This window comes from Streptomyces sp. NPDC054757 (assembly GCF_053612185.1).
Genome location: NZ_JBSHBW010000032.1, coordinates 39,052 through 63,377, shown reverse-complemented (window position 1 = coordinate 63,377; position 24,326 = coordinate 39,052). Strand labels below are relative to the sequence as shown.

Genomic DNA, 24,326 nt, shown 5'->3' with positions numbered 1-24,326 from the left:
CACGGCACAGCAAACACGGCACAGCAGCACACATCAGCAGCACAGGGCAGCGCGGCACGGACAGCGCGGCACAGGCCGACAACGCCGCACGGACCGGTGGAGCGGAGAGGTGATCGATGGGCGTCGCGGGTTCCGCTCCCGGCTCCGGCGAGCCGGGGAGCACCCCCGGGCAGGTGATGGACCGGGACGAGGTGGACCGTGCGCTGGCGCGGCTCGGCGCGGAGCACGAGGCCATAGAGACCTCGCTCCTCGCCCTCCAGGACCACGCCGGGCGCCGGCTCCTCGAAGGCGCCGAGCTGACCGGGGTCACCCAGGAACGCTGGGCCGCCACCGAGCAGTCGATCACCCTGCTCTGGACGTACTTCGACGCCTACGCCAAGGCACTGGAGGAGGCGCGTTCGCTGCGCGCCAGGCGGCGCTGGCCCGGCCGGGAGGAGCTGACCGGTCTCACCGGTCTACTGCGCGGCCGGGGCGTCACCCTGGCAAGCACCGCCGGACGGCTCCCGGCCTCCCTCACCGGGCCCGCCACGCTCACCGAGCGGTTCTCGCTCGAAGAGCTGGTGACCCGGATGAACGAGCTGTACGCGCGGTCGCTGGACATGGTCGTCGCATCGGACTCGGTGTGGTCGGCCCTGCCCGCCCGGATCGACCTGCTCGCGGCGGAGCTGGCCCGTACCCGTTCGCTGGCGCACTCGGTCGGCGTACGCCCCGGTGAGCACCCGGCAGGCGACGACCTGGAGTCGATCACCCAGGAGCTGACCGCGCTGCGCGCCGGGGTGATATCCGACCCGTTGGCCTACTGGCGCCCCACCCAGGGCAGTTCGGCCCCGGGCGGCGGACGCGCCGACACCGACCGCTACGACCGGGCGGCGCGCGCACTGGAGGAGATCCGCCGCGAGATCGACGCGGTGCTCACCGTCCGCCAGGACGCGGAGCAGCGGCTGCTGCGGCTGCGGGACGTACTGACCCGCGCGGACCGTACGCTCACCGAGGCCCGGTCGGCGCGCGGTGAGGTGCTGGCGAAGATCGCCGCGTCCGAGGTGCCCGCGGTGAGCGGCCCGTCGACGGTGCTCCAGGAACAGCTGCGGGCCGCCGCCGAGTACCGCAGGCACGCCCAGTGGCACCGGCTCTCGCCGCTCCTGGAATCCCTCGAAAGGGAGGCCGACGACGAACTGCGGCGCGCCCGTGACTCGTTGTCCGCCGTCACCGCGCCGCTCGCCGTCCGCGCGGAGCTGCGGGGCCGGCTGGACGCGTACCGGGCGAAGGTCGCCAGGCACGGGATGGCGGAGGATCCCCTGCTGATCGAGCGGTACGACGCGGCCCGCAGAATGCTCTGGAGCGCGCCGTGCGATCTGCGCGTCGCCGAACAGGCGGTGCTCCGCTATCAGCAGGCAACGGCGGAGGTCCTGGTCCCGAGGCAGGCCGGGCCCGCCGACCACAGGGGGAACGCGTGAGGGATGCGGGATGAGCGAACAGCAGGAGTGCCAGCGCCCCGGGTGCGACGGCAGCTATGAGGACATGGGCGGCGGCGAGCTGTACTGCGGCACCTGCGGCCTGGCGCCGGTGGTGTCGCCCAACGGGCTGGTGAGTTCCCCGCCGACCGGGATCGCCGGGGGCGCCCGCGGGAGCGACAGCGCCCGCTCCGGGAGCGCTTCGGTGCGGGGCGGGGCGTCGGTGCAGGGCGGCCCGGGTTCGTCCTCGCGGTCGGCGTCCCGTTCATCGGCGTCACGTTCATCGGCGTCCCGCTCGTCCACGTCCCGTTCATCGACATCCCGCTCGTCCACGTCCCGCAGGTCGGTCTCCGGGCGGCTCTCGCGTTCGCTGTCCGGTCAGGGGTCCGGGCGTTCGGTGTCGGTACGCAGCTCGGGGGCATCGGCGAGTTCTTCGAGCCGCAACCGGCTGGGTGCCGGTCTCGTCTCGATGCCCGATGTGCCCCGCCCCGACCCGCAGTCGGCGGTGATGGCCAACCCCGAGGTGCCGGAGCGGAAGCGGTTCTGTTCACGCACCGACTGCGGTGCCCAGGTGGGCCGTTCGCGGGGTGCGCGGGCCGGGCGCACGGAGGGGTTCTGCACCAAGTGCGGCCACCCCTACTCGTTCGTACCGAAGCTGGACACCGGCGATGTGGTGCACGGGCAGTACGAGGTGGTGGGCTGTCTGGCCCACGGCGGTCTGGGCTGGGTCTATCTCGCCGTCGACCGCGCCGTCTCCGACCGGTGGGTGGTGCTCAAGGGCCTGCTGGACACCGGCGACCAGGACGCGATGGCCGCGGCCATCTCCGAACGGCGCTTCCTCGCGGAGATCGAGCACTCCAACATCGTGCGCATCTACAACTTCGTGGAACACCTCGACCAGCGCACCGGCTCCATGGACGGCTACATCGTCATGGAGTACGTCGGCGGCAAGTCGCTCAAGGAGATCGCCAACGAGCGGCGCGGCCCGTCGGGCAGGCGGGACCCGCTGCCGGTGGAGCAGGCGTGCGCGTACGGGATCGAGGCCCTGGAGGCGCTCGGCCATCTGCACAGCCGGGCCCTGCTGTACTGCGACTTCAAGGTCGACAACGCGATACAGCAGCAGGACCAGCTGAAGCTCATCGACATGGGTGCGGTGCGCCGGATGGACGACGACGAGTCGGCCATCTACGGCACGGTCGGCTATCAGGCGCCCGAGGTCGCCGAGGTCGGGCCGTCGGTCGCCTCCGACCTGTACACGGTGGCGCGGACCCTGGCCGTGCTGACCTTCGATTTCCAGGGCTACACGAATGTCTTCGCGGACAGCCTCCCCGACCCGGACAACATCGAGGTCTTCCGGCGGTACGAGTCGTTCTACCGACTGCTCGTCCGGGCCACGGACCCGGACCCGGCCCGCCGGTTCGCATCGGCCGCCGAGATGGCGGAGCAGCTCACCGGGGTGCTGCGGGAGGTCGTCTCGGTCCAGACAGGCCGGCCGCGGCCCTCGCTCTCGACGCTGTTCGGGCCCGAGGTGCGGGTCACCGACACCGCGCTCTTCACCGAGCTGACCGGGGACGCGTCCCTGCTCGGCGCACGCCGACGGCCCGGCGGCCGCGGGAGGGGCTCAGCGGTCCTGGGCGGCCGGAGCGGCCGGGGCACCGGCGAGAGCAGCCGGCTCTCCGGGCCCGCGGGCCAGGGGAGCAGCCGGCTCTCCGGGCCCACGGCCCACAACTCCGCATCCGGGCCCGCGGCCCACGGCTCCGCGCCCGCCGCGGACCCCGCCGTCGCATTCGTTCCGGCCCAGACCAGCCTCCCCGCCCGGCATCCGCAGGAAGCGGCGGCTCCGTCGCCCGCAGGCCCGGCGGCAGGCAGCCCCGGCGGATTCCTGGCCGGTCTCGACGCGGGCGCCACCGCGCTGGCTCTGCCCGTACCGCGCATCGACCCTCACGACCCGAACGCCGGTCTGCTGGCAGGCCTGATGGCCGCGGCGCCCGGTGAGCTGATCGCCGCGCTGGAGTCGGCACCGACTCCGTCGCTCGAACGCAGTCTCCGTCAGACGCGGGCCCTGCTGGACAACCGGGACACGTACACCGCGGCCGGGATGATCACAGCTCTGGAGAGCGAGTACCCCCACGACTGGCGGGTCGTCTGGTACCGCGGTCTGGCCTCGCTGGTCACCGGTGACCGGGAGACCGCGGCGCTCTCCTTCGACGCGGTCTACGACGCCTTTCCCGGCGAGCCCGCGCCGAAGCTGGCACTCGGTGTCTGCGCGGAGGTGCTCGGCCAGCTGGACAACGCGGCGGAGTACTACCGCCTGGTGTGGATAACCGATCCCAGCTATGTCAGCGCGGCGTTCGGCCTGGCCAGGGTGGAGCTCGCGGCCGGTGACCGTACGGCGGCGGTGCGCACTCTGGAGTCGGTCCCCGAGGCGTCCATCCACTACACGGCGGCGCGCGTCGCCGCGGTCCGCGCCCGGCTGCGCCACCGTGTCCCGACGGACCCGCTGGCGGACGATCTGCGGTCGGCCGCGGACCAGGTGGCGGCGCTCCAGGAGTTCGGCCTCGACGCCGTGCAACGGGAGCAGCTCACCACCGAAGTACTGGGCACCGCGCTGGACTGGGTACTCTCCGGTAGCCGGAACGGTCAGATGGCGCACTCCGCCACTCTGCTCGGCAGTCCACTCGACGAGCGTGGCCTGCGCTTCGGACTCGAACGCTCGTACCGGGTACTCGCCCGGCTCGCCCAGCGCGGCGAGGAGAGGATCGACCTGGTGGAGCGGGCCAACCGTTTCCGCCCCCGGACGTGGGTGTGAATTGATGTCCCAGACGAATCTGGCCGTGTGCCCCGGCTGCGAGGAGCCGCTGGAGCCGGGCGACTTGTTCTGCGGCGCGTGCGGGTACGACCTGTCGGCGGTGCCCGAGCCGCCGGACGGCCGCCCGGCGGACACCGCCGGCGGCACGGGCCCCGCCGGCGCCCCGCACACCGCGTGGCCGGCCGCGAACGGCCAGGACGGTTCCGGCCACGCGGCGCCCGTCCAGGCCGGGTCCGATGTGCCGGGCACCACGTCGGACGGCGGTGAACTGCCCGCGGGTGCAAGGCTCGACGGCCCGCCGTCGCCCGAGGAGTACGCGCTGTCCGCCCCGGACCCCCGGGCCGCGGGCACCGTGCCGCCCGCCGCCCCCGCGGAGGGCGTGAAGCTCTGTGTCGCCTGCCGCACCGGCCGGATCGACGGGGACGGATACTGCGAGAACTGCGGCCACGCCCAGCCCCGCGAGCGTGATCACATGGAGCAGGAGCTGGCGGCGGTGGCCGCGGTGAGCGACCGCGGGCTGCGCCACCACCGCAACGAGGACGCGTTCGCCGTGTCGTCGGTAGACCTGCCGGACGGCTCGGCCGCCACCGTGGCGATCGTCTGCGACGGCGTGTCGTCCGCCACCCGGCCCGACGAGGCATCGGCCGCAGCGGCGGCTGCGGCCAATGCGGCGCTGCTGGTCTCCCTGCCCGCGGGCACCCACCCCCAGCAGGCGCTGCACGAGGCGATCATCGCCGCTTCGGAGGCGGTCAACGCGCTGGCGGCGGAGCCTGCCGGGGCGAGGGAGCACGCCTCGCACCGCCACCAGAACGCCCCGGCCTGCACCCTGGTCGCCTCCCTCACCCTGGACGAACTGCTCGTCGTCGGCTGGGTGGGCGACAGCCGGGTGTACTGGGTGCCCGACGACCGCACCGCCCACCCGTCCCGGCTCACCGAGGACGACTCCTGGGCGGCACAGATGGTCGCCAACGGACTGATGGGCGAGGCCCAGGCGTACGCGGACGAGCGGGCCCACGCCATCACGGGCTGGCTCGGCGCCGACGCGTACGAAGTGGAGCCGCACACCGCGTCCTTCACACCCGACCGGCCGGGCGTGGTGGTGGTCTGCTCCGACGGCCTGTGGAACTACGCGGAGTCGGCCGAGCAGATGGCCCGGATCGTTCCGCCGGACGCGGCCGCCCGGGCCCTGCACTGTGCGCAGGTACTGGTCGGCCACGCGCTCGACGGAGGGGGCCACGACAACGTAACAGTGGCCGTCGTGCCGTTCCCCACGCCGTCGCAGAGGGCAGGATCCGCCTCATGCGAAGCGTGAAGGCGTGAGGGCGTCGAGGCGTGAGGGCGTGGGCGTGAATGCGTGAATGCGTGAATGCGTAAAGGCCACCGCGTCCCGCCGACTCTGTTGAAATTTCCGCAACTCTGTTGACATTGCCGCGTTGTCGTCAAGGAGCCCGTCAGATGGCCAACTTCGCCAAATCCAACGTGCCGCAATTCTCTGTCGATGTGTACCAGAACGAGTACCTGCCGGAGGGCGGGCGTGAGGTGAACGCGATCGTCACGGTCACCTCGACCGGCGGCGGGACCAGCGGCTCCGCACTCACCGGCACACCACTCGACGGTGCGGACGCCGCGCCCGGACAGGGGCAGGCCCCGGCCGCCGCCGTGGTGATCATGGTGGACTGCTCGGGGTCGATGGACTACCCGCCGACCAAGATGCGCAACGCACGGGAGGCGACGGCGGCGGCGATCAGCGCCCTGCGGGACGGCACCGCGTTCTCCGTGGTGGCGGGCACCCATGTGGCGAAGGACATCTACCCCGGCAACGGGCGGCTGGCCGTCGCCGGGCCTCCGGCCCGCGCCCAGGCCAAGGAGGCGCTGCGGAAGCTGAGCGCCGGCGGGGGTACGGCGATCGGCACCTGGCTGCGGCTGGCGGACCGGCTACTCAACACCCCGCAGACGCCGGGCGGCCCCGTGCCCCGGATCCGGCACGCCATCCTGCTGACCGACGGCCGCAACGAACACGAGGCGCCGGAGGACCTGCGCGCCGCGCTGGACGCCGCGGCGGGCCGGTTCACCTGTGATGCCCGCGGGGTCGGTACGGACTGGGAGGTCAAGGAGGTCACCGGTATCGCGTCGGCGCTGCTGGGCACCGCCGACATCGTGGCCGACCCCTCGGGCCTCTCCGCGGACTTCACGCGGATGATGGAGAACGCGATGGGCAAGGAGGTCGCCGACGTCGCTCTGCGGATCTGGACACCGGTCGGCGCGGAGATCAAATTCGTCAAACAAGTGGCGCCCAGCGTCGAGCAGTTGACGGGCCGTCGTACCGAGGCCGGACCGCGCGCCGGGGACTATCCGACCGGCTCGTGGGGGGACGAGTCACGCGACTACCACGTCTGCGTCCAGGTGCCGGAAGCCGGAATCGGCCGGGAGATGCTCGCCGCCCGGGTCTCACTCGTCCTGCCCGACCCCTCGGGGGGTACGCCGCAGACGCTCTCGCAGGGCCTGGTGCGAGCGGTGTGGACGGATGACATGGCCGCTTCGACCTCGATCAATCCGCAGGTCGCGCATTACACGGGCCAGGCCGAACTGGCACAAGTCATCCAACAAGGCCTGGATGCCCGCAAGTCCGGCAATCTTGATGGAGCGACGGCGAAGCTCGGCCGCGCGGTACAGCTTGCGGCCGCCTCGGGGAACGCGGACACTGCGAAACTGCTCGCGAAGGTGGTGGACGTCGTCGACGAAGCGACCGGTACTGTGCGACTGAAGGCAAAGGTGGCGGAGGCGGACGAGATGACCCTCGAAACGCGCTCCACCAAGACAGTTCGCGTCAAGAAGTAACAGAAACGCCAGAAGCGCCAGAAGTACCAGTAACAGAAGCAGAAGTAACAGAAATAGCAGCACCAAGCAGCAAAAGTGATGTTTTGCGGCCTTCGGGCCGGATGAGGAGAGGGGGAAGCGACTCCATGCCGACCTGCCCGAACGGACACCAGTCGGGATCCGACGACTGGTGCGAGGTCTGCGGCCATCGCATGGGCGCCGTGCCGCCGCCTCCCCAGCCGCCCCCTCCGTACACGGGCGGTGGCGCGCCCCAGCAGCCCCCGCCGGGCCGGAACCCGGCGGCCGGTTACGGCTACCCGCCGGACGCCACCGCTCAGGCGGAGATCTGCCCCCAGTGCCGTACGCCGCGTGAGGCCGGGGCGCCGTTCTGTGAGGAGTGCCGCTGGAACTTCCTCACCAACACCGCGACCTCGTACACACCGGTGGCCCCGAACCTGCCGCCGGGCCTCCAGTCCCAGCAGCCGCCCAGGCCGCCGGACGCGTTCGACTACCAGAGCTCACGGCCCTCGCAGATGAACCGCCCTGCCGAGCCGCTGACGAACACCCCCGGCGGGCGGCCCGCACCACCGCCCCCGCCCCCGCCGTACCAGCGGCAGTCGCCGCCGCCCCCCTCGTTCGCCCAGCCACCGAGGGCGCCCCAGTCCCCGCAGACCCATCAGCCCCCGCAGGCCCATCAGTCCCCGCAGCCTCCCCAGTCGCCGGAGCGGCCGAGCGCGGACGACTGGCTGCTCCCGCCGCCGTCCCAGGCCCAGCCGCCGCAGGGACCGGGGCAGGGGCCAGGCCAGGGCTCCGCCCAGCCGCAGGGACCGGGCGGGCCGGGACCGGACCGGACGGCTCCCTCGCAGTTCCAGTCGCCGCAGCCGCCACAGCAGTTCCGGCCCCCGCAGCCCCAGCCGTCACAGTCACCACAGCCATCACAGTCACCACAGCCGTCACAGTCACCACAGCCGTCACATCCGTCACAGCCGTCACAGCCGCATCCCCCGCAGGGGCCCGGCCGGCCGGGCCCGCCGATCCAGTACGCCCCATCGGCACACCCCGAAGGACCCGGTCAGCCGGCCGGGCACACCCAGCCCCCGTCCCCACCCCAGGCCCCGGACGGCTGGTCGGTCACGGTCGGCCCGGACCGTGAGTACTTCATGGCGATGATGCAGCGCAGCGGCCCCGAGGCCACCGGGCTCAACCTCCCCGCCTACTCCCCCGAGCAGCGGCTCCCGCTCACCGGCAGCCAGATCACCATCGGCCGCCGCAGGCACTCCACGGGCGAGTCCCCCGACATCGACCTGGCGGTCCCGCCCGAGGACCCCGGGGTGTCGCACCAGCACGCGGTGCTGGTCCAGCAGCCCGACAACTCCTGGGCGGTGGTCGACCAGAACTCGACCAACGGCACCACGGTCAACGGCGCGGAGGACCCGATCCAGCCCTATGTGCCGATCCCGCTCGAAGAGGGCGACCGGGTCCACGTGGGCGCCTGGACGACCATCACGGTCCACCGGGGGCAGTAGCCGCCGGCCGGTGAGCCGGGGGGCCGAGCGGCCAGGCGTACGGCCCTTCGGGGTCGTCCAGCCAGGCCCACTCGTGCTCCCCGCTCACCGTCACCCCGAACCGTTCCCGCTCCGGATGCCCCTCGCGCTCCCAGAAGGAGTAGGCCTCGACCGGGTCGAGGCTGCCGGCCGTCAGCGTGAGGACGAAGCGGAACAGCGCGTCATTGAGCACGCTGGGCGGCAGCCCGCCACCGCTGAGCACCGGCTGCGGCCCGGCGCCGCGCAGCGGTACGAAGTAGGCGGGCGTCGGCAGGAACCGCCCCTGCGCATGCCGCTCGTCCCGCACCCGCAGCACGATCAGCCCGGTCGCGAGCGGGGCGAGGATCCGCGCGCCCGTCCGGCACTGGGCGAGCCAGGCCCTCGGCACGGAGGGGAGCGCGCAGGTCACGATGATCGCGTCGAAGGGGGCCCGCGCGGGGCAGCCCAGCGCACCGTCCCCGGTGACGACGGCAGGGGCGTAACCGGCGGCCGACAGATGGGCCCGCGCCGATTCGGTGATCTCCGGGTCGAGATCGACGGTCGTGACCAGGGGGTCGCCCAGCCGGTGCGCCAGCAGAGCCGCGTTGTACCCGCTGCCCGCCCCGATCTCCAGCACCGCGTCCCCGTCCCGCACCGCGAGCCCGTCCAGCATCCGCGCCATCAGCGAGGGCTGGCTGCTGGACGAGATCAGCTCGCCGTCCCTGATCCGGGTGGCCAGCGGCTGATCGGTGTAGACGCCCTCCAGCCAGCGCCTGCGCTGCTCCAGGTCAGGGTCCTCGCCCCAGAGCCGCATACGCCGTCCCACTCCGTCCTCGAAGAAGTACGGCACGAAGAGGTGCCTCGGGACCGCGGCGAACGCGTCCCGCCAGGCCGGATCCGCCAGTGCGCCGCTCTCCGCGATCTCGCGCACCAGCGCCGCCCGCAATGCCTGGTCTGCACCCATATCTCCACTCTGCTGCGCCCGGCCACGGGAAGCGAACCCGGAACGGCCGGTCAGCGGAGTCCGCGGGCGCAGGCGCCCACCGGACGGGAAGCCCTGGGGCCGCAGCCCTCCGCCGTACTGTCTGCGACCATGGAGGGGTGACAGAGATTCCGCGCGGCACGCTTCAGGAGCAGACCTTCTACGAGCAGGTCGGCGGCGAGGAGACCTTCCGGCGCCTGGTCCACCACTTCTACCAGGGCGTCGCGGAAGATCCCCTGCTGCGGCCGATGTACCCGGAGGAGGACCTCGGCCCGGCCGAGGAACGGCTCGCCCTCTTCCTGATGCAGTACTGGGGAGGCCCCCGCACCTACAGCGACAACCGCGGCCACCCCCGGCTGCGGATGCGCCACTCGCCCTTCCAGGTGGACCGGGCGGCCCATGACGCCTGGCTGAAGCACATGCGGGCGGCGGTCGACGAACTCGGCCTGGCGGAGGAGCACGAGCAGCAGCTCTGGAAGTATCTGACCTACGCGGCGGCCTCCATGGTGAACACCGAGGGCTGAGGCCCGCCCCGCAACTCCCGTCCCACAACTCCCGTACGGCAACTCCCGTCCCGCAACTCCGGGGCGGCGGCTGCCCTACGCCGGGGTGACGCTCAGCCCGCCCAGTGCGGACGCCCGCCGGACGGCGGTCGAACCGTACGGGGTGCGCAGCCGGAGCCAGGAGCCCGCACCGAGCAGCGTGTACGGGCCGGGGCGGGCGGCCCCGCCGGGCAGGTCGGGGACGGCGACCCGGACCGGGCGGAGGAAGCCGAGCGACTGGGCGGCGTGTGCCGCGCGGACCGGGAGGGCGGTGTCACCGACCGGCCGGGACCAGATCTCCCGCCCTATCCGGTCGAGTTCGGCCCGCGTACGGTGCGCGGCCGGCAACTCCTCGGTACGCACCCGGAATTCGGCGACGACAGCCGCGACGGCGGAGTGCAGCGCGTCGGGCGACGGCAGCCCGGGAAGCCGGCGCCAGCCGCTGCGGGGCGGCAGCAGACCGGCCCACGGAGGGCCGGTCACCGCGTCCGGGACGGTGGCCGCAGCGCCCTGCTCGTCGACGGATTCGAGCAGTTCACCCGCCGAGACGGTGGTGTCCAGATCCGCGGGGGCGGCGAGCCGCGCCGTCCGCACGGCCAGCACATCGAACGAGGGCGGGCGCCCGAAGACGGCCAGGCTCTGCTCCGTACCGCTGTCCGGCCGTGCCTGCAGCCGCACGGCCGCCGCACGGTCGTAGTGGACCAGCCGGGCCAGGAAGGCGGCCAGATCGGCCGCCTCCCCGGCGTCGGCGAAGGCCAGCCGCAACGGGGACCCCGTCATGCGACGAGCGCTCCCGGCTGGTCCAGATACTTCTGGAGGAAGGACTTCTCCTCGGCGGTGATCCGCCGCGGCCGCTGCGCCTCCAGGTTGTACGGGACGACGATCGTCGACGCCCGTACGTACACCTGGTCCTCGTCCTTCACCTCGTAGGCGATGGTCAGCGACGCGGCGCCGATCTTCGTCACCCAGGACTCGACGGTGACCGGCTCGTGCCGGTGCACCAGCGGGCGCACATAGTCGATCTCGTGCCGGGCCACCACGGACCCGCCGGAGAACGACGGCGAACCGTCCCCCGGCGCCAGCCGGAACATGAAGTCGATCCGCGCCTCTTCCAGATACCGCAGGAAGACGACGTTGTTGACGTGCCCGAAGGCGTCCATGTCCGACCAGCGCAGGGGGCAGGGGTAGATGTGCCGCACGGTCAGCCCCGTGTCAGCTTCTTGTACGTGGCACGGTGCGGGCGGGCCGCGTCGGCACCGAGGCGCTCGATCTTGTTCTTCTCGTACGACTCGAAGTTGCCCTCGAACCAGTACCACCGGGAGTCGCCCTCGTACGCCAGGATGTGCGTGGCGACGCGGTCGAGGAACCAGCGGTCGTGGGAGATGACCACGGCCGCACCGGGGAATTCGAGCAGCGCGTTCTCCAGCGAGGAGAGCGTCTCGACGTCCAGGTCGTTGGTGGGCTCGTCGAGGAGCAGCAGGTTGCCGCCCTCCTTGAGCGTCAGCGCCAGGTTGAGGCGGTTGCGCTCACCACCGGAGAGGACACCGGCCGGCTTCTGCTGGTCCGGTCCCTTGAAGCCGAACGCGGAGACGTACGCCCGCGAGGGCATCTCGACCTGGCCGACGTTGATGTAGTCCAGCTCGTCCGACACGACAGCCCAGAGGGTCTTCTTGGGGTCGATGTTGGCGCGGCTCTGGTCGACGTACGAGATCTTCACCGTGTCGCCGACCTTGATGGCGCCGGAGTCCGGCGTCTCCAGGCCCTGGATCATCTTGAACAGCGTGGTCTTGCCCGCGCCGTTCGGTCCGATGACGCCGACGATGCCGTTGCGCGGCAGCGTGAAGGACAGGTCGTCGATGAGGACCTTGTCGCCGAACGCCTTCGAGAGGTTCTCGACCTCGACGACGATGGAACCGAGGCGCGGGCCCGGCGGGATCTGGATCTCCTCGAAGTCCAGCTTCCGCATCTTGTCCGCCTCGGCCGCCATCTCCTCGTAACGGGCGAGGCGGGCCTTGGACTTGGTCTGGCGGCCCTTGGCGTTGGACCGGACCCACTCCAGCTCTTCCTTGAGCCGCTTGGCGCGCTTCTCGTCCTTGCGGCCCTCGACCTTGAGGCGGGCGGCCTTCTTGTCGAGGTACGTGGAGTAGTTGCCCTCGTAGGGCAGCGCACGGCCGCGGTCGAGTTCGAGGATCCACTCGGCGACGTTGTTCAGGAAGTACCGGTCGTGGGTGACGGCCACCACGGCGCCCGGGTACTTCGAGAGGTGCTGCTCCAGCCAGTTCACCGACTCGGCGTCCAGGTGGTTGGTGGGCTCGTCGAGGAGGAGCAGGTCGGGCGCCTCGATCAGCAGCTTGCAGAGCGCGACGCGGCGCTTCTCACCGCCGGAGAGGTTCACCACGGGCCAGTCGCCGGGCGGGCAGCCCAGGGCGTCCATGGCCTGCTCCAGCTGGGCGTCCAGGTCCCAGGCGTTGGCGTGGTCCAGGTCCTCCTGGAGCTTGCCCATCTCGTCCATGAGCGCGTCGCTGTAGTCGGTCGCCATCAGCTCGGCGACCTCGTTGAAGCGCTTGAGCTTGCCCATGACCTCGGCGGCGCCGTCCTGCACGTTCTCCAGGACGGTCTTCGACTCGTCCAGCTCCGGCTCCTGCATGAGGATGCCGACGCTGTACCCGGGCGAGATGAAGGCGTCACCGTTGGAGGGCTGCTCAAGGCCCGCCATGATCTTCAGCACCGTGGACTTACCGGCACCGTTGGGGCCCACGACACCGATCTTCGCGCCGGGCAGGAAGTTCAGGGTGACGTCGTCGAGAATCACCTTGTCGCCGTGCGCCTTGCGCGCCTTGCGCATGGTGTAGATGAACTCAGCCAAGAGAAACCGTCCGGCATTAGATGTGTGGGCAGATACACCCCATCTTGCCTGACGGCCACCCGGAGACGGAAACCCGTATCGGCCTGCGGTCGGAACCGGGCGCCGACGTGGACCGTCGTAGCGAATCCGTCACTTTCGGTCGCCGTGCGTCACCGTCGGTCAGCGCCGGACGGACCCGGAAACCGCCGTGAGACGGCCCGGAGACGGCCCAGGGCTGGGCGGGACCGGTCGGGACTGGGCCGGGTCCCGGCCCGAGGTTCCGGAGATCACCTTTCGTCGGCCGCGGCCGGGAGGGGTGGCAGCCGGGGGCGGCTGCCACCCCCGCTGCTCACTGCCCGTACGCGACCAGCAGATCGGTCGCCGGAACGACCACGAGGCCGCCGCCCGTCCCGGCCCGTCCCGGCCGCACAGATCCTCACGGCCCTCCACTCCCGACAGGCCCGAAGGACCACAGACGCGGGAATCAACAGACGCGGGAACCCCCGGCACTTCGGCACCAGCTCACCGCCGGCGGCCCTCCCAGGGGCCCGTGTACGCGGACGGCCCCGGTACGCCGAGGCGTACCGGGGCCGCTGCATCACCGTGGCCGTCCCTGTCCGGGGGCCACGCGCTCACTCACCGCATCACCGACCGGTCACCGGAGCACTGGGCTCCGATGGCCTGTCCGGTGACCGGTCCGGGGGTTACTGACCCGCGGTGGTGTTCTTCCTGCGGAGCATGAAGACCGCGCCGCCACCGAGCACCACGAGGGCGATCGCCACACCGGCGATCACCGGGGTGGAGCTGGAGCTACCGGTCTCGGCCAGGTCGCCGCCGTTCGTACCCGAGGTGCTGCCGCCGGCCGAGGCCGCGCTGGGCTTCGGGGCCGGGGTGGCGCCGTGGGTGGGGGTGGCGCCGGCCGTCTTGCAGTCGAGGACGCCCTGGAAGCGCTTCTCGAAGCCGTTCGGGCCCTTGATCGTGAAGTCGTACGCCTGGTCCTCGGCGACCGGGACGGTCACCGTCTGCGACTTGCCGGCCTCGATCGTGTGCTTCTGGCCCGCCAGCTCGAAGGTGAACGCCTCATCGCCCTTGTTCGCCGCGGTGATGTCGACGCCGCCCTTGGCACAGTCCTTCTGGGCCGAGAGGGCCGGGATGGCGCCCTTGCTGGCCCAGTTGGCCGTGGCGACCGCGCCGACCGAAGCGGTGCTGGTGCCCGCAAGGATCTGCGTCTGGCTCTTGGAGTCGCTGACGAAGGCACGCCCGATCGGCACCGCGGTCTGCGCGGTGACGTTCAGCTTGGCCGAGCCGGGCTGGGTGCCGGCCGGGACCTTGAAGAACAGCTGCGTGCCGTTGACCGCGCTGGTGACGGGCTTGCCGTCCTTGCCGACGACGGTGACGCCCTGCGGCGCGTCGGGGGCGAGGGAGACCTCGGCCTTGGCGGCGTTGGTGGAGACCGTCACCGGGCCGAGCGACTCGCCCGGGTGGCCCGCCACGTCGCCGGGGCCGAGCGAGAGCGAGGCGGCCGGCTCAGCGACATTGGCCGCGGACTTCTCCAGGTACTCGGTCAGCTTGCGGCCGGCCTCGTCCTTCGGCACCGCGTCGACGTGGTCCGAGAAGTGCCAGATCGCCGCCTGGGTGGCGGCGGCGGCCGTGGCGTCGGTCAGCGTGACATTGAGGTCAGCCCCGAGGGACGCGGGCGTCACCTGCGGGTAGGAGTGCTCAAGGATCCAGCGGATCTTGCCCGCGTCGTCGTTGTGCGCGAGTGAGGACTCGGCCCAAGTGACCTCACGGTACGAGGTGTTGGCCTGAGTGTGGTTGTGCAGGTCGATGCAGTACGTCTTGATGGTGCCGCCGCCGTCGACCTTGAGCTCGAAGAGCCCGGCCGTCTCGTTGGCGCCGTCGATCACGACCTTGTCACCGACCGAGACCCCGGGGTTGTCCAGGGTGGCGTTGACACCCGAGGAGCTGGTGGGAGCGTCATCGGCGAAAGCAGGAGCGGCCGTCGCCATCGCACCACCGGCGACAAGACCGGCAGTCAGGGCCGCGGCGGCCAGCCGGGAGGTGCCCAGCCGCCGTATGCGGGAACCAGAGCCCGCAGAAAACACAGAAACCGCAGAAAACACAGAATTCCCCTTCGGGCAAGGACTCTTCGCTCGATACGCCTCGTGGCGCGCGTGGGGGAAGTTCCTCGCCGGCAGACTCAAATGCCCCGTGAGTATCTGGGAATACTAAGGACGCAGGAGCAACACAGTCTCCACACATGGCGCCTGATAACCATTCCGAATCGGAATCGTTACCGCGACCCCTCTCCGAGGACTGACCATATCGACAAATCACCACCGTTCAGGGGCTGGTGGAGCCCCGGCGGCCCCCCGCCCGGCTCACCCCACCAGATCCTTGGGCCGCTCCGTCAGAGATGCATCCGCCCTGGCCACACGCTTGAACGCACTGGTACCGCGGGTCAGATCATGGCCCACGGCCAACGCCTCGATGTCGGCCGAGAATCTGCGTTGTCCGTCCTTGTCCTCTTCGCGCACCTTCAACCTGCCGTGGACGACCAGAGGTTCGCCGACCGAAACGGAACCCGCCAGGTTCGCCGCCAGCGTCCGCCAGGCCCAGACCGTGTAGAAGCTGGTCGGTCCGTCGGTCCATGCCTGTTTCTGCCGGTCCCAGCGGCGCGCGGTGACCGCGAAGCGGAAACGTGCCATTCCCCCGGTGACCGAATCCCGGTATTCAGGCCGCGTCGCCACATTTCCCACCAATGTCACCAAGGTGTCGTTCATGAGCCCTTGCCTCCCCCGTCCCGCCATGGTCCTGCGGGACCGTCCCGTGACGGCCCCGCGGATGCAGCCGGTCGACCGGGCCCCGTGTCCGGTCCGGTCCTCGTGAGCCGGACCGGACCCGGGCCCCGGGCCCTCCCGGTTGCTGATCCGGTCCCCATGCTGGCCCGCCGGGAGCGCTTCCGCTCGCGCCTGTGGACTACTTGCCGGTTGTGGACAACCCGTTCACCGTCACGTACTGCTCCCGCACCTCCCGGTAGCGCAGCAGCTCGGCTCCGACCGGGTCGAGCACCCTTGTCCTGCCGCACGCCGCGGCCGCCTCCCGCAGTCTGCGCTCCGCGTCCTGTCCGTACCGGTGCGCCGGCCCCCGTACCGCCATCCCGCACGCCCACTCCACCAGCGGACCGCCCACCGTGCCGGCCAGCGTCACCAGGACGGGCGTCAGCGGGGCGACGTCGAGTACGCCCACCATCACCCCGATCAGCCAGAGCACCCCGAGGATCTGGTGCACGGTCATCATCACCTGGGCCAGCACCGCCGCAGGCCACCAGGCGGGCCGTCCCGAGCGGCCGCCACGTTCCTGCCCGGCGGTGGTGGCCGCCGCCAGCTCGTCCAGGGCCTCGGACAGCCCATCGGCGCCCCGCACGGCCGCCTCGCGCACCGCCTGCGCCCAGGGCGCGGGGAGCCCGTCGGACGCCTCGTCCGCGAGCGTACGCACGGCCTGCTCCACCTCCTGCCTGGCGGTGGCCTCCGTGCCCGCGGGCTCGGGGCCGGTCTCGTCCGGCGTCGGCTCGGGGCCGCCGGGCGCGCGCGTGGACGCGTACCAGCGCCAGAACCGCAGCCACGGCGTCCCGCATGCCTTCACCGCGTTCCTGCTCCACTCACGCTCGGCGGCCTCGCCCACGGCCAGTGCGCCGACCGCGTCGCCGAGCCGGTCGCCGAACCGCTCGCGCGCCGACTCGCCGAGCCCGGCGTGCCCGTCGGCGACATACACCGAGCGCAGCCCGTCCGCCGCCGCGTCCACATCGGCGGCCAGCCGGCGGGCCGGTGCGCCCCGCTCCCGGACGAACCGGCCGATCAGCTCCCGCAGTTCGCCCACCCCCTCGCCGGTGAGCGCCGACAGCGCGAGCACCGTCGCCCCCGGTTCGCCGTGCTCGCCCAGGGCCATGCCGTCCTCGTCGAGCAGCCTCCGCAGGTCGTCGAGGACCTGGTCGGCCGCCTCGCCGGGGAGCCGGTCGATCTGGTTGAGCACCACGAAGGTGATCTCGGCGTGGCCCGCGAGGGGCCTGAGGTAGCGGTCGTGGAGTGCGGCGTCCGCGTACTTCTCCGGGTCCACCACCCAGATCACCGCGTCGACCAGCTCCATCGCCCGGTCCACCTGGTCACGGTGCGCGGTCAGGGCCGAATCGTGGTCCGGCAGGTCGATGAGGACCAGTCCGTGCAGTTCGTCACCCGGCCCCGCACTCATCCAGGGCCTGCGACGCAGCCGTCCTGGGATGGCGAGCCGGTCGAGCAGCCCGGCCGCGCCGTCGGTCCAGCTGCAGGCGAGGGGGGCGGATGTGGTGGGCCTGCGCACCCCGGTCTCGGAGATCGCCACCCCGGCCAGGGCGTTGAAGAGCGTCGACTTGCCGCTGCCGGTCGCGCCCGCGATCGCCACGACGGTGTGCTGCGAGGAGAGCCGCTGCCGGGCCGACGCCTCGTCCAGCACCCGGCCCGCCTCGGCGAGCGTGGGTCCTTCGAGGCGCGTACGGGAGAGGCCGACCAGCTCCCGCAGGGCGTCCAGCCGGGCGCGGAGTTCGGCGCCGTACGACACGGAGCGCGGGAAGTCCTCGTACGACTCGGGCAGCGGGCCGAGCCCGAGCTCGCGGGCGCCGGGCTGCGCGGTCTCCCGGTCGGCCGCGCGCCGGGCGATGAACCCGTCGTCCCAGCGGTGACCGCCGCCGCCCTGCTCGGGCAGGCTGGGCGCCCCGGACCCGGTGGACGGCTCGGAGACGTGGGACGGTTCCGGGGCTCCGGAGGGCGCCGACACTCCGGAGGGCTCCGAGGGATCGGACGGATCGGACGCCCGGTACGGCTCGTACCGCCCGGGGGCTCCGAACGGCTCGGATGTCTCGTGCGCCTCGGTCACCTCGTACACCTCGGTCGCCTCGTACGGCTCGTGGGACCGCTCAGTGCGGGCTTCTGGGGATGTCCCGGACAGGGCGCCGGTCGTGTCGGATGACGTGCCTCCGGCCCTGGGTGACGCCATCACCGGGGCCCTTGACGAGGCCGCCCGTGGAGCCGGGGGCGCCGGGTCCGGGGCGGACGGCGGGGCCACCGATGCGGTGGCCGGGGGCGTGGACGACGTAACGGGGTCGTCAGAAGCGTCAGTTGTGTACGGCTCCCGGGCCGCCAGCGGCTCGTGGCTCTCCCACTCCTCCGGCCACCCGGACCCGACCGCGGCACCCGCATCCGCGTCGGCGTCCGCTCCCGGGGCCGTACGGGGGGCCATGTCCGGGGCCGCATGCGCGTCCGCCTCCGCGGCCGCAGTCACCTCAACATGCCCATAATCACTGGTTGTTGTGCTCGTCTCACCGGACCGCCCCGCCCCGCCCGCCGTCTCAGCCCCGGCTGCCACCGCATCCGTCTCCGCTGCTCCGGTCGCCCTCGTCGGGCCGGTCACGTGTGTCGCATCGGTCATCGCGGCCACTTCTCCTTCTGCAGTACGGACAGCGCGGCGATCAGTTCGGCCTGGGACTCGGGCCCCACGTCGAGGGCGTCGAGCGGGGCGAGCCGCCGGTCGCGCTCCGCGCCGAGTACGTCGTCGATATACGCGCTGACCAGCTCCGCGCCCTTGTCGCACAGCCTCAGCGCCCCCTGTGCGCCGATCCGTTCGGCCAGCCGCTCCCCCGCCTTCCGCGTCCGGCGCCCGCCCAGCAGGGCGGCGGCCAGCAGGGCGGCGACCGCCTCGGGTTCCGGCGCGGCCGAACGGTCGAGCTCTCTCACCTCTTCCTCGGCCAGTTCCTCCAGGACCCGCCGCCAGCGCCGCACGGCGAGGCCGACCCGCTCGCCCGCCTCCCCGGTCTCCGCGTCCAGACCGCCGGCCGCGGGCTCACGCCGCCAGCTCTCCCGGACCCGTTCGTCGGCGGCGGCCACCGCGCACTGGAGCACGACCGCCAGGCTGTCCGACAGCGCGTCAAGCAGTTCGCCCGACGAGCTGTCCAGTGGATAGCCGCGCCACCGGGTCCTGGCGTCCCCGGCCAGCACCGCACCCGCCTTGAGCCGTGCCAGTACGCGCTTGCGCTCCCCCTCGTACGCCCCCTCGACGGCGCCGGTGAGCCGTACCGCGGCCGAGTACTGCAGAGCGACGGCGGCGGCCAGCTCGGGCATCCGGGAGCCGAGCGAATCGATCACCCCGCTCGCCGTACGGTCGAGCGACTGCTGCCGGGCCGCCGGATCCTGTGCAAGCTGGGTCAGCCACGCGCGCAGCGGTGCCACGGCGGTGGTGGGCAGCAGTCCGCTGCCGCCGCCCGCGGACTCGGGCAGTTCGGGGATCGTGAAGCGCGGGGCGCTCCCGAGCCCGGCCCGGGTGAGCAGCGCGCCGTACTGCCGTGACACCTCTCCGACGACCTGGTGGGGCACCCGGTCGAGGACGGTGACGAGGGTCGCGTCGTACTCCTTCGCGGTACGCAGCAGATGCCAGGGCACGGCGTCGGCGTACCGGGACGCGGTGGTCACCATGACCCAGATGTCGGCCGCGCAGATCAACTCGGCGGCCAGCGCCCGGTTGCCGGCGACCAGCGAGTCGATGTCGGGGGCGTCCAGCAGGGCGAGCCCGCGCGGCAGGTTCGACGCCATCTCGACCCGCAGCGCACCACCGGCCGCGCCGTGCGGCTCCGGGTGGCCGTCGTCGCCCGTGTCGTCCTGCTGCGGAAGCCATACGCGGGTGAGGCGCGGCAGCACACGCGGCCCCGAGAACCAGTGGTGGTCCTCGGGGTGGCAGACCAGGACCGGGGTCCGGGTGGTGGGCCGCAGCACTCCGGCCTCGCTTACCCGGCGCCCGACCAGCGAGTTGACGAGCGTGGACTTTCCCGCGCCGGTCGAGCCGCCGATCACCGCGAGCAGGGGCGCCTGCGGGGCTCTGAGCCGGGGCACCAGGTAGTCGTCGAGCTGCGCGAGCAGCTCGGTCCGCGTCCGGCGGGCGCGCGGCGCGCCCGGCAGCGGAAGCGGAAGGCGCACGGCGGCGACTCGGTCACGCAGGGCGGAGAGTGCGTCAATCAGCTGAGGCCGTACATCCAAGGTCACCACATGCGAAGAATGCCCAATTTGGTTGGCTTTTTGAAGCGTATAGCCACTTGTGCGCGTCAATCGGGGGCTTTAGGGGCCGTTCGGAGACCTGGGACACTCGGGACGAGTGGGACGCAGGCATAACGACTGCACAACACCCGGGATCCGAGGGGCCAAAAGCCGTGCGCGATCCGCACCCGCCTGCGATTATCAGTTCGCTTCACTGAACCTCCACATCGTGCCACGGAGGTGAAGCAACGGGGAGCAGGTGAATGGAGCCCTATCCTGGTCCCCGGCAAGGTCACGCACCCGTACAACCGGGGCTCCAGGCCGCCGAGGCCACGATCCGGCCCCCGTAGCTCAGTGGATAGAGCAGGCGCCTTCTAAGCGCTTGGCCGCAGGTTCGAGTCCTGCCGGGGGCACTCTCGCCGCACTGCGGCCGGGCCCTCCCGCCGGGAGGGCCTTTTCTTGTGGCCTGGTCCTCAGGTCTGGTTCCTCAGGTCTGGTTCCTCAGGTCTGGGGAACGTAGCGGGAACGACGTAGTGGCGGCGTAAGGGGCACCGCAGCCGAGCCCTTCGCCGCCCGGAACACCGTTACGCGCGCGCTCCGGCCCGCTCCGCCCGAGCCTCTTCCTCGCCGCGGCCTTCCCGTTCTCTTCGCTTTTCCCGTTCTCTTCAGCACCCCGCCCCCGCCCGTCCCCACGGCGGGCAGCCGCATGCCCGCCGCCCTGCGAGCCGAACCTGAAGACGGCTTCAGGATGCTTCAGCCCAGCTTCAGGATGCCCTCGGCAGAGTGGCACCCGTCGCACACACAGCGTTTCGAACGATCGACAGGAGAAGTCATGAGCAACACAACGTTTTCCCCCGCCGATTCCGATGAACTGTGGAAGAGCGGGGGGCTGTTCGAGCTGCGCACCGTTTCGCTCGACCCCAAGGTGATCGCGGGGCTCGCCGAGGTACGGGTGCCGACCCCGCAGTCCGTCCTGATCGGCTGGGTGGACGTGCCGGCCGGTGACCCTCTCGGGGCGACCCAGCACGCGCTCTACCTCACCCCTGGTGGCTACGCCTACCGCGTCACGACCTATGCCGGCGGGCGCCGTACCGCCGACGCAAGCCTCAACTGAGACCGCTGGGACGGCTGGGACCGCTTCAGCGGTGCGGGGCGGGGCGGGTACGGCTCACCTCATTCCCCGGTGTCGTCCAGGTGTTCCGCGATCCGGAGCAGGGCGGGCAGTGCCGCGCGGACCGTGTCGCGGTCGGCGTCGCCCAGGGCTGCCAGGGCGGCACCCAGACGGCGTTCGTGTGCCTGGGCCCAGGCGGTGAGCTGGGCGCGGCCCGCGTCGGTGAGGACGACCACGGAGGCCCTGCGGTCGGCGGAGTCGACATCACGGGTCACCAGACCGGCCGTGATCATCTGCCCGATCAGGCCCGAGACCGTACTGGCCGCCAGATGCTGGCGGGTGGCCAGGTCGCTGATGCGGGCCGGGGAGTGCTCCGCGAGGACCTGGAGCAGCTCGACCTGGGCCATGGGCAGGGTCTCCCACGGGTAGTCGGTACGGATCGACGCCCGCAGGGAACGGCGCAGACGCGTGACGGCCTCGGTGAGCAGCCGCGCGTCGGACGTGTGGTCCTTCGGCGGCTTACGGGTCCCGGAACGGGGCTGGGGCGGCATACGCGAACTTTACTGACCCCGCCGCCCCTGAACCGGTCCAGCCGCCGTCACCGGCCGAAGATTCGGTGTCCGATGTAATCTCGTCCGGGTTACTCCGGCCCCGGTCGGCAACCTCACATCGAGAGCGGTCCCGCCGATGAACCTGGCGTACCTTCCCAGCCCTTCCCAGGGCGTCTGGCACCTCGGGCCCTTCCCGATCCGGGCCTACGCGCTCTGCATCATCGCCGGAATCTTCGCCGGGGTGTGGCTGACCGGCCGTCGCTGGGCGGCCCGCGGCGGGAACCGGGACCACATCGCCGACATCGCGCTGTGGGCGGTGCCCTTCGGAGTGCTGGGCGGGCGGCTCTACCACGTCATCACCGACCCCGAGCTGTACTTCGCCGCCGGGAAGCAGCCCATCCGGGCGCTGTACATCTGGGACGGCGGACTCGGCATCCCGGGTGCTGTCGCCCTTGGCGCGGTGGGCGCCTGGCTGGGGTGCAGACGCCGGGGGATCAAGCTGGCGGACTTCGCGGATGCCGCCGCTCCCGGTCTGGTGCTGGCGCAGGCGATGGGGCGGTGGGGCAACTACTTCAACCAGGAGCTGTTCGGTGGCCCCACCCATCTGCCCTGGGCCCTGCTGATCGATCCCGCGCACCGGCCGGACACCAGCCCGAATGTGGCTTTCTACCACCCGACGTTTCTCTACGAGTCCCTGTGGGATCTCGGCGTGATGGCCCTGCTGCTCTGGCTCGACCGGCGTTACCGGCCGCGCAGGGGGCGGCTGTTCGCCTGCTATGTGCTGGCGTACACCGCCGGGCGGGCCTGGATCGAGGCCCTGCGGATCGACCACGCCAACCACTTCCTGGGGCTGCGGCTGAACGACTGGGTCTCCGCCGTGCTGTTCGCCGGGGCGCTCATCTACCTGATCGCCACCCACGGCCGCGCGGACACCGGCTCCGGCGCTTCCACCGAATCCAACGCCGTCTCCGAAGCAGACGTGAACGCGGACGTGAACGCGGACGTAGACACAGACACAGATACAGGCGCAGATGCGGGCGCCCGCTCCGAGGGCGGTGCGCCGCAGCCCGCCTCGCCGCCCGGTCGCCGTGGTCCTACGGAGAAGTGACGCGCGCCACCGCTACGTGAGCGACCGGGCCGCCTCCGCGCGGCGCGGCCCCGAGCAGGCCGCGTACACCGCCACCAGCGCCGCCGCCAGCAGCACGAGCACGGCCCAGCGCGGGCCGTCCGGCACCCCGTGCGGTGGGGCGATGTGCAGGGCCAGGGTGACCAGCGCGACGCCCAGGGCGGTGCCCAGGCCGCGGGCCATATTGACCAGTCCGCCGCCGGTACCCGACGAGCGCGCCGGTATCGCTCCCATGATCAGCGTGTTGTTGGCGGGGGTGAAGATGCCGAGCCCCAGCCCCAGGACCGCGAGGAGCAGCACCAGCGGGCCGGGCGTCAGCGGCGCCAGGGCCATCGCGCCCAGCGCGGCCACGCAGACCAGGGCGCCCAGGACACAGCGGCCGCGGTCGCCCAGTGCGGCGGGCAGGGCCCGGTCGGCGGCCGTCGCGGCGACCGCGAAGCCGACCGGCAGGGCGGTCAGCACGAACCCCGCGGTCAGCTCCGACGAGCCGCCGCCGGTCAGCACGACCGGGACCAGGACCAGCGGCCCGAAGAGCACCAGATAGCCGGAGAGCGCGCCGGTCAGCCCGGACGACACCGCCCGTACCCGCAACAGCGCCAGGTCGATGAGCGGTACGGCGGCCACCCGCTGCCGTACCGCGAACGCCCAGCCCGCCCCGGCGGCCACGACGAACAGCACGGCGACGCCCCAGCCGGGCACCGGAAGACCCGATGCGGCCGAGACGCCGAGCAGCCCGCTGGTCGTCGCCACGATCAGCAGCGCAAGGCCCGCCCGGTCAAAGCCGTCCGACCGCGACCGGCTGTGCGTCCTCGGCAGGAGATAGTGCCCGGCGACCAGCGCGACCAGACCGATGGGCACGTTGATGCCGAAGACCCAGCGCCAGCCGAGCGTCGCCACCAGGGCGCCGCCGACCGTCGGCCCCAGCGCGAGACCCAGCGCCTGGGCAGCGGCCTGGACGCCGAGCGCGGTCCGCATCCGGTCTCTCGGTGCGCTGGTGGCCACCAGCGCCACGCTGTTGGCCTGCATCATCGCCGCGCCCGCCGCCTGCACCACCCGGAAGGCCACCAGCGTCGCCAGCGAAGGGGCGAGACCGCAGGCCGCCGAGGCCGCGGTGAAGACCACGAACCCGTAGAGATAGAAGAGCTTGCGCCCGTACGCGTCCGACAGCCGGCCGACCGGGACGAGCAGCGCGACCAGCGTGAGCAGATACGCGAGGGAGACCCACTCGACCGCGGCGAGCGAGGCGTGGAACTCCGTACGCACACTGCCGTACGTCAACGTCACGATGCTCGCGTCCAGTTGCCCCATGAACGCGCCGAAGCACACCGTCGCCACCGCGAGCCACCAAGCCCCGGGCCGCACCCTGATCCGTTCCGGCCTGGCGCGCTCCCTCAGGAGGACGGCCGTCCACGACGGGTGCCGCCCACCGGTGGGCGGCGTGCGCCCGCTCTCGTCTCCTCCACTCGTACCCACAGGGCAATATTACATCGGGTACCGAAATATTTTGCTGCCGA

General features: G+C 72.0%; 19 protein-coding genes and 1 tRNA gene. 9 read left to right on the top strand and 11 right to left on the bottom strand.

Annotation, left to right across the window (positions count from 1 at the left end; all coding sequences use genetic code 11):
• Window positions 1-116 precede the first annotated feature (116 nt).
• Window positions 117-1,454: a coiled-coil domain-containing protein gene (locus ACWGKJ_RS29225; protein ID WP_385019743.1), complete on the top strand. Its 1,338-nt coding sequence runs from the start codon at window positions 117-119 to the stop codon at window positions 1,452-1,454.
• Between the two features lie 54 nt (window positions 1,455-1,508).
• Here the strand turns inward: ACWGKJ_RS29225 and ACWGKJ_RS29220 are convergent, their stop codons facing one another.
• Window positions 1,509-1,784 carry a hypothetical protein gene (locus tag ACWGKJ_RS29220; RefSeq protein ID WP_453315860.1) on the bottom strand — a complete coding sequence of 92 codons (276 nt, stop codon included), beginning with the start codon at window positions 1,782-1,784 and terminating at the stop codon, window positions 1,509-1,511.
• 64 nt (window positions 1,785-1,848) lie between these two features.
• Between ACWGKJ_RS29220 and ACWGKJ_RS29215 the strand changes: the two genes are divergently transcribed.
• The 4 genes from ACWGKJ_RS29215 to ACWGKJ_RS29200 all read left to right on the top strand — a co-directional run bounded on the left by ACWGKJ_RS29215 (window position 1,849) and on the right by ACWGKJ_RS29200 (window position 8,603).
• On the top strand, window positions 1,849-4,260 hold the full coding sequence (locus tag ACWGKJ_RS29215) for a tetratricopeptide repeat protein (RefSeq protein ID WP_453315859.1): 2,412 nt from the start codon (window positions 1,849-1,851) through the stop codon (window positions 4,258-4,260).
• Between the two features lie 4 nt (window positions 4,261-4,264).
• Window positions 4,265-5,572, top strand: a complete 1,308-nt coding sequence (locus ACWGKJ_RS29210) for a protein phosphatase 2C domain-containing protein (protein ID WP_453315858.1) — start codon at window positions 4,265-4,267, stop codon at window positions 5,570-5,572.
• A gap of 143 nt (window positions 5,573-5,715) precedes the next feature.
• Complete coding sequence (locus ACWGKJ_RS29205) at window positions 5,716-7,098, top strand: vWA domain-containing protein (RefSeq protein ID WP_385019737.1); 1,383 nt, start codon at window positions 5,716-5,718, stop codon at window positions 7,096-7,098.
• 125 nt (window positions 7,099-7,223) lie between these two features.
• Window positions 7,224-8,603 carry an FHA domain-containing protein gene (locus ACWGKJ_RS29200; protein ID WP_385019735.1) on the top strand — a complete coding sequence of 460 codons (1,380 nt, stop codon included), beginning with the start codon at window positions 7,224-7,226 and terminating at the stop codon, window positions 8,601-8,603.
• On the opposite strand, the gene ACWGKJ_RS29195 is transcribed toward ACWGKJ_RS29200, so the two are convergent.
• Entirely contained in the window at window positions 8,581-9,564 is a 984-nt protein-coding gene (locus ACWGKJ_RS29195) for a methyltransferase domain-containing protein (RefSeq protein ID WP_385019733.1), read from the bottom strand. The two genes, ACWGKJ_RS29200 and ACWGKJ_RS29195, sit on opposite strands and share 23 nt — an antisense overlap.
• A gap of 137 nt (window positions 9,565-9,701) precedes the next feature.
• Between ACWGKJ_RS29195 and ACWGKJ_RS29190 the strand changes: the two genes are divergently transcribed.
• Entirely contained in the window at window positions 9,702-10,106 is a 405-nt protein-coding gene (locus ACWGKJ_RS29190) for a globin (protein ID WP_385019731.1), read from the top strand.
• A gap of 75 nt (window positions 10,107-10,181) precedes the next feature.
• Here ACWGKJ_RS29190 and ACWGKJ_RS29185 read toward each other — a convergent pair whose 3' ends face one another.
• The 7 genes from ACWGKJ_RS29185 to ACWGKJ_RS29155 all read right to left on the bottom strand — a co-directional run bounded on the left by ACWGKJ_RS29185 (window position 10,182) and on the right by ACWGKJ_RS29155 (window position 20,027).
• Complete coding sequence (locus ACWGKJ_RS29185) at window positions 10,182-10,904, bottom strand: serine/threonine-protein kinase (protein WP_385019729.1); 723 nt, start codon at window positions 10,902-10,904, stop codon at window positions 10,182-10,184.
• Complete coding sequence (locus ACWGKJ_RS29180) at window positions 10,901-11,323, bottom strand: acyl-CoA thioesterase (protein WP_385019727.1); 423 nt, start codon at window positions 11,321-11,323, stop codon at window positions 10,901-10,903. The genes ACWGKJ_RS29185 and ACWGKJ_RS29180 overlap by 4 nt, the downstream gene beginning before the upstream one ends.
• 2 nt (window positions 11,324-11,325) lie before the next feature.
• On the bottom strand, window positions 11,326-12,990 hold the full coding sequence (gene ettA / locus ACWGKJ_RS29175; protein ID WP_385019725.1) for an energy-dependent translational throttle protein EttA: 1,665 nt from the start codon (window positions 12,988-12,990) through the stop codon (window positions 11,326-11,328).
• A gap of 683 nt (window positions 12,991-13,673) precedes the next feature.
• Window positions 13,674-14,978: a Cys-Gln thioester bond-forming surface protein gene (locus ACWGKJ_RS29170; protein WP_385019723.1), complete on the bottom strand. Its 1,305-nt coding sequence runs from the start codon at window positions 14,976-14,978 to the stop codon at window positions 13,674-13,676.
• Between the two features lie 372 nt (window positions 14,979-15,350).
• The gene (locus ACWGKJ_RS29165) at window positions 15,351-15,752 is read right to left on the bottom strand and encodes a single-stranded DNA-binding protein (protein WP_385019721.1); all 402 of its coding nucleotides are present in this window, start codon (window positions 15,750-15,752) and stop codon (window positions 15,351-15,353) included.
• A 196-nt stretch (window positions 15,753-15,948) separates the two neighbouring features.
• The gene (locus ACWGKJ_RS29160) at window positions 15,949-17,997 is read right to left on the bottom strand and encodes a YfjP family GTPase (RefSeq protein WP_385019719.1); all 2,049 of its coding nucleotides are present in this window, start codon (window positions 17,995-17,997) and stop codon (window positions 15,949-15,951) included.
• A 428-nt stretch (window positions 17,998-18,425) separates the two neighbouring features.
• Entirely contained in the window at window positions 18,426-20,027 is a 1,602-nt protein-coding gene (locus ACWGKJ_RS29155; RefSeq protein ID WP_385019793.1) for a dynamin family protein, read from the bottom strand.
• Between the two features lie 337 nt (window positions 20,028-20,364).
• Here ACWGKJ_RS29155 and ACWGKJ_RS29150 point away from each other — a divergent pair.
• Both ACWGKJ_RS29150 and ACWGKJ_RS29145 read left to right on the top strand, forming a co-directional pair.
• Window positions 20,365-20,437 (top strand) — tRNA-Arg (locus ACWGKJ_RS29150).
• 419 nt (window positions 20,438-20,856) lie between these two features.
• Window positions 20,857-21,138 (top strand): hypothetical protein, encoded by a 282-nt coding sequence (locus ACWGKJ_RS29145; RefSeq protein ID WP_385019717.1) that lies wholly within the window; start codon window positions 20,857-20,859, stop codon window positions 21,136-21,138.
• A 59-nt stretch (window positions 21,139-21,197) separates the two neighbouring features.
• Here the strand turns inward: ACWGKJ_RS29145 and ACWGKJ_RS29140 are convergent, their stop codons facing one another.
• Window positions 21,198-21,686, bottom strand: coding sequence for a MarR family winged helix-turn-helix transcriptional regulator (locus ACWGKJ_RS29140; RefSeq protein ID WP_385019715.1), 489 nt, complete (start codon window positions 21,684-21,686; stop codon window positions 21,198-21,200).
• A gap of 136 nt (window positions 21,687-21,822) precedes the next feature.
• Here ACWGKJ_RS29140 and lgt point away from each other — a divergent pair, with 136 nt between their 5' ends.
• Complete coding sequence (gene lgt, locus ACWGKJ_RS29135) at window positions 21,823-22,794, top strand: prolipoprotein diacylglyceryl transferase (RefSeq protein WP_385019713.1); 972 nt, start codon at window positions 21,823-21,825, stop codon at window positions 22,792-22,794.
• A 12-nt stretch (window positions 22,795-22,806) separates the two neighbouring features.
• Here lgt and ACWGKJ_RS29130 read toward each other — a convergent pair whose 3' ends face one another.
• On the bottom strand, window positions 22,807-24,207 hold the full coding sequence (locus tag ACWGKJ_RS29130; protein ID WP_385019791.1) for an MFS transporter: 1,401 nt from the start codon (window positions 24,205-24,207) through the stop codon (window positions 22,807-22,809).
• Window positions 24,208-24,326: the final 119 nt, after the last annotated feature.

Coding starts and splice junctions, on each gene's coding strand:
- ACWGKJ_RS29225 (WP_385019743.1), top strand. CDS start 117: ATGGGCGTCGCGGGTTCCGCTCCCGGCTCCGGCGAGCCGGGGAGCACC.
- ACWGKJ_RS29210 (WP_453315858.1), top strand. CDS start 4,265: ATGTCCCAGACGAATCTGGCCGTGTGCCCCGGCTGCGAGGAGCCGCTG.
- ACWGKJ_RS29205 (WP_385019737.1), top strand. CDS start 5,716: ATGGCCAACTTCGCCAAATCCAACGTGCCGCAATTCTCTGTCGATGTG.
- ACWGKJ_RS29200 (WP_385019735.1), top strand. CDS start 7,224: ATGCCGACCTGCCCGAACGGACACCAGTCGGGATCCGACGACTGGTGC.
- ACWGKJ_RS29195 (WP_385019733.1), bottom strand. CDS start 9,564: ATGGGTGCAGACCAGGCATTGCGGGCGGCGCTGGTGCGCGAGATCGCG.
- ACWGKJ_RS29185 (WP_385019729.1), bottom strand. CDS start 10,904: ATGACGGGGTCCCCGTTGCGGCTGGCCTTCGCCGACGCCGGGGAGGCG.
- ACWGKJ_RS29170 (WP_385019723.1), bottom strand. CDS start 14,978: ATGGCGACGGCCGCTCCTGCTTTCGCCGATGACGCTCCCACCAGCTCC.
- ACWGKJ_RS29165 (WP_385019721.1), bottom strand. CDS start 15,752: ATGAACGACACCTTGGTGACATTGGTGGGAAATGTGGCGACGCGGCCT.
- ACWGKJ_RS29160 (WP_385019719.1), bottom strand. CDS start 17,997: ATGGCGTCACCCAGGGCCGGAGGCACGTCATCCGACACGACCGGCGCC.
- ACWGKJ_RS29145 (WP_385019717.1), top strand. CDS start 20,857: ATGAGCAACACAACGTTTTCCCCCGCCGATTCCGATGAACTGTGGAAG.
- ACWGKJ_RS29140 (WP_385019715.1), bottom strand. CDS start 21,686: ATGCCGCCCCAGCCCCGTTCCGGGACCCGTAAGCCGCCGAAGGACCAC.
- lgt (WP_385019713.1), top strand. CDS start 21,823: ATGAACCTGGCGTACCTTCCCAGCCCTTCCCAGGGCGTCTGGCACCTC.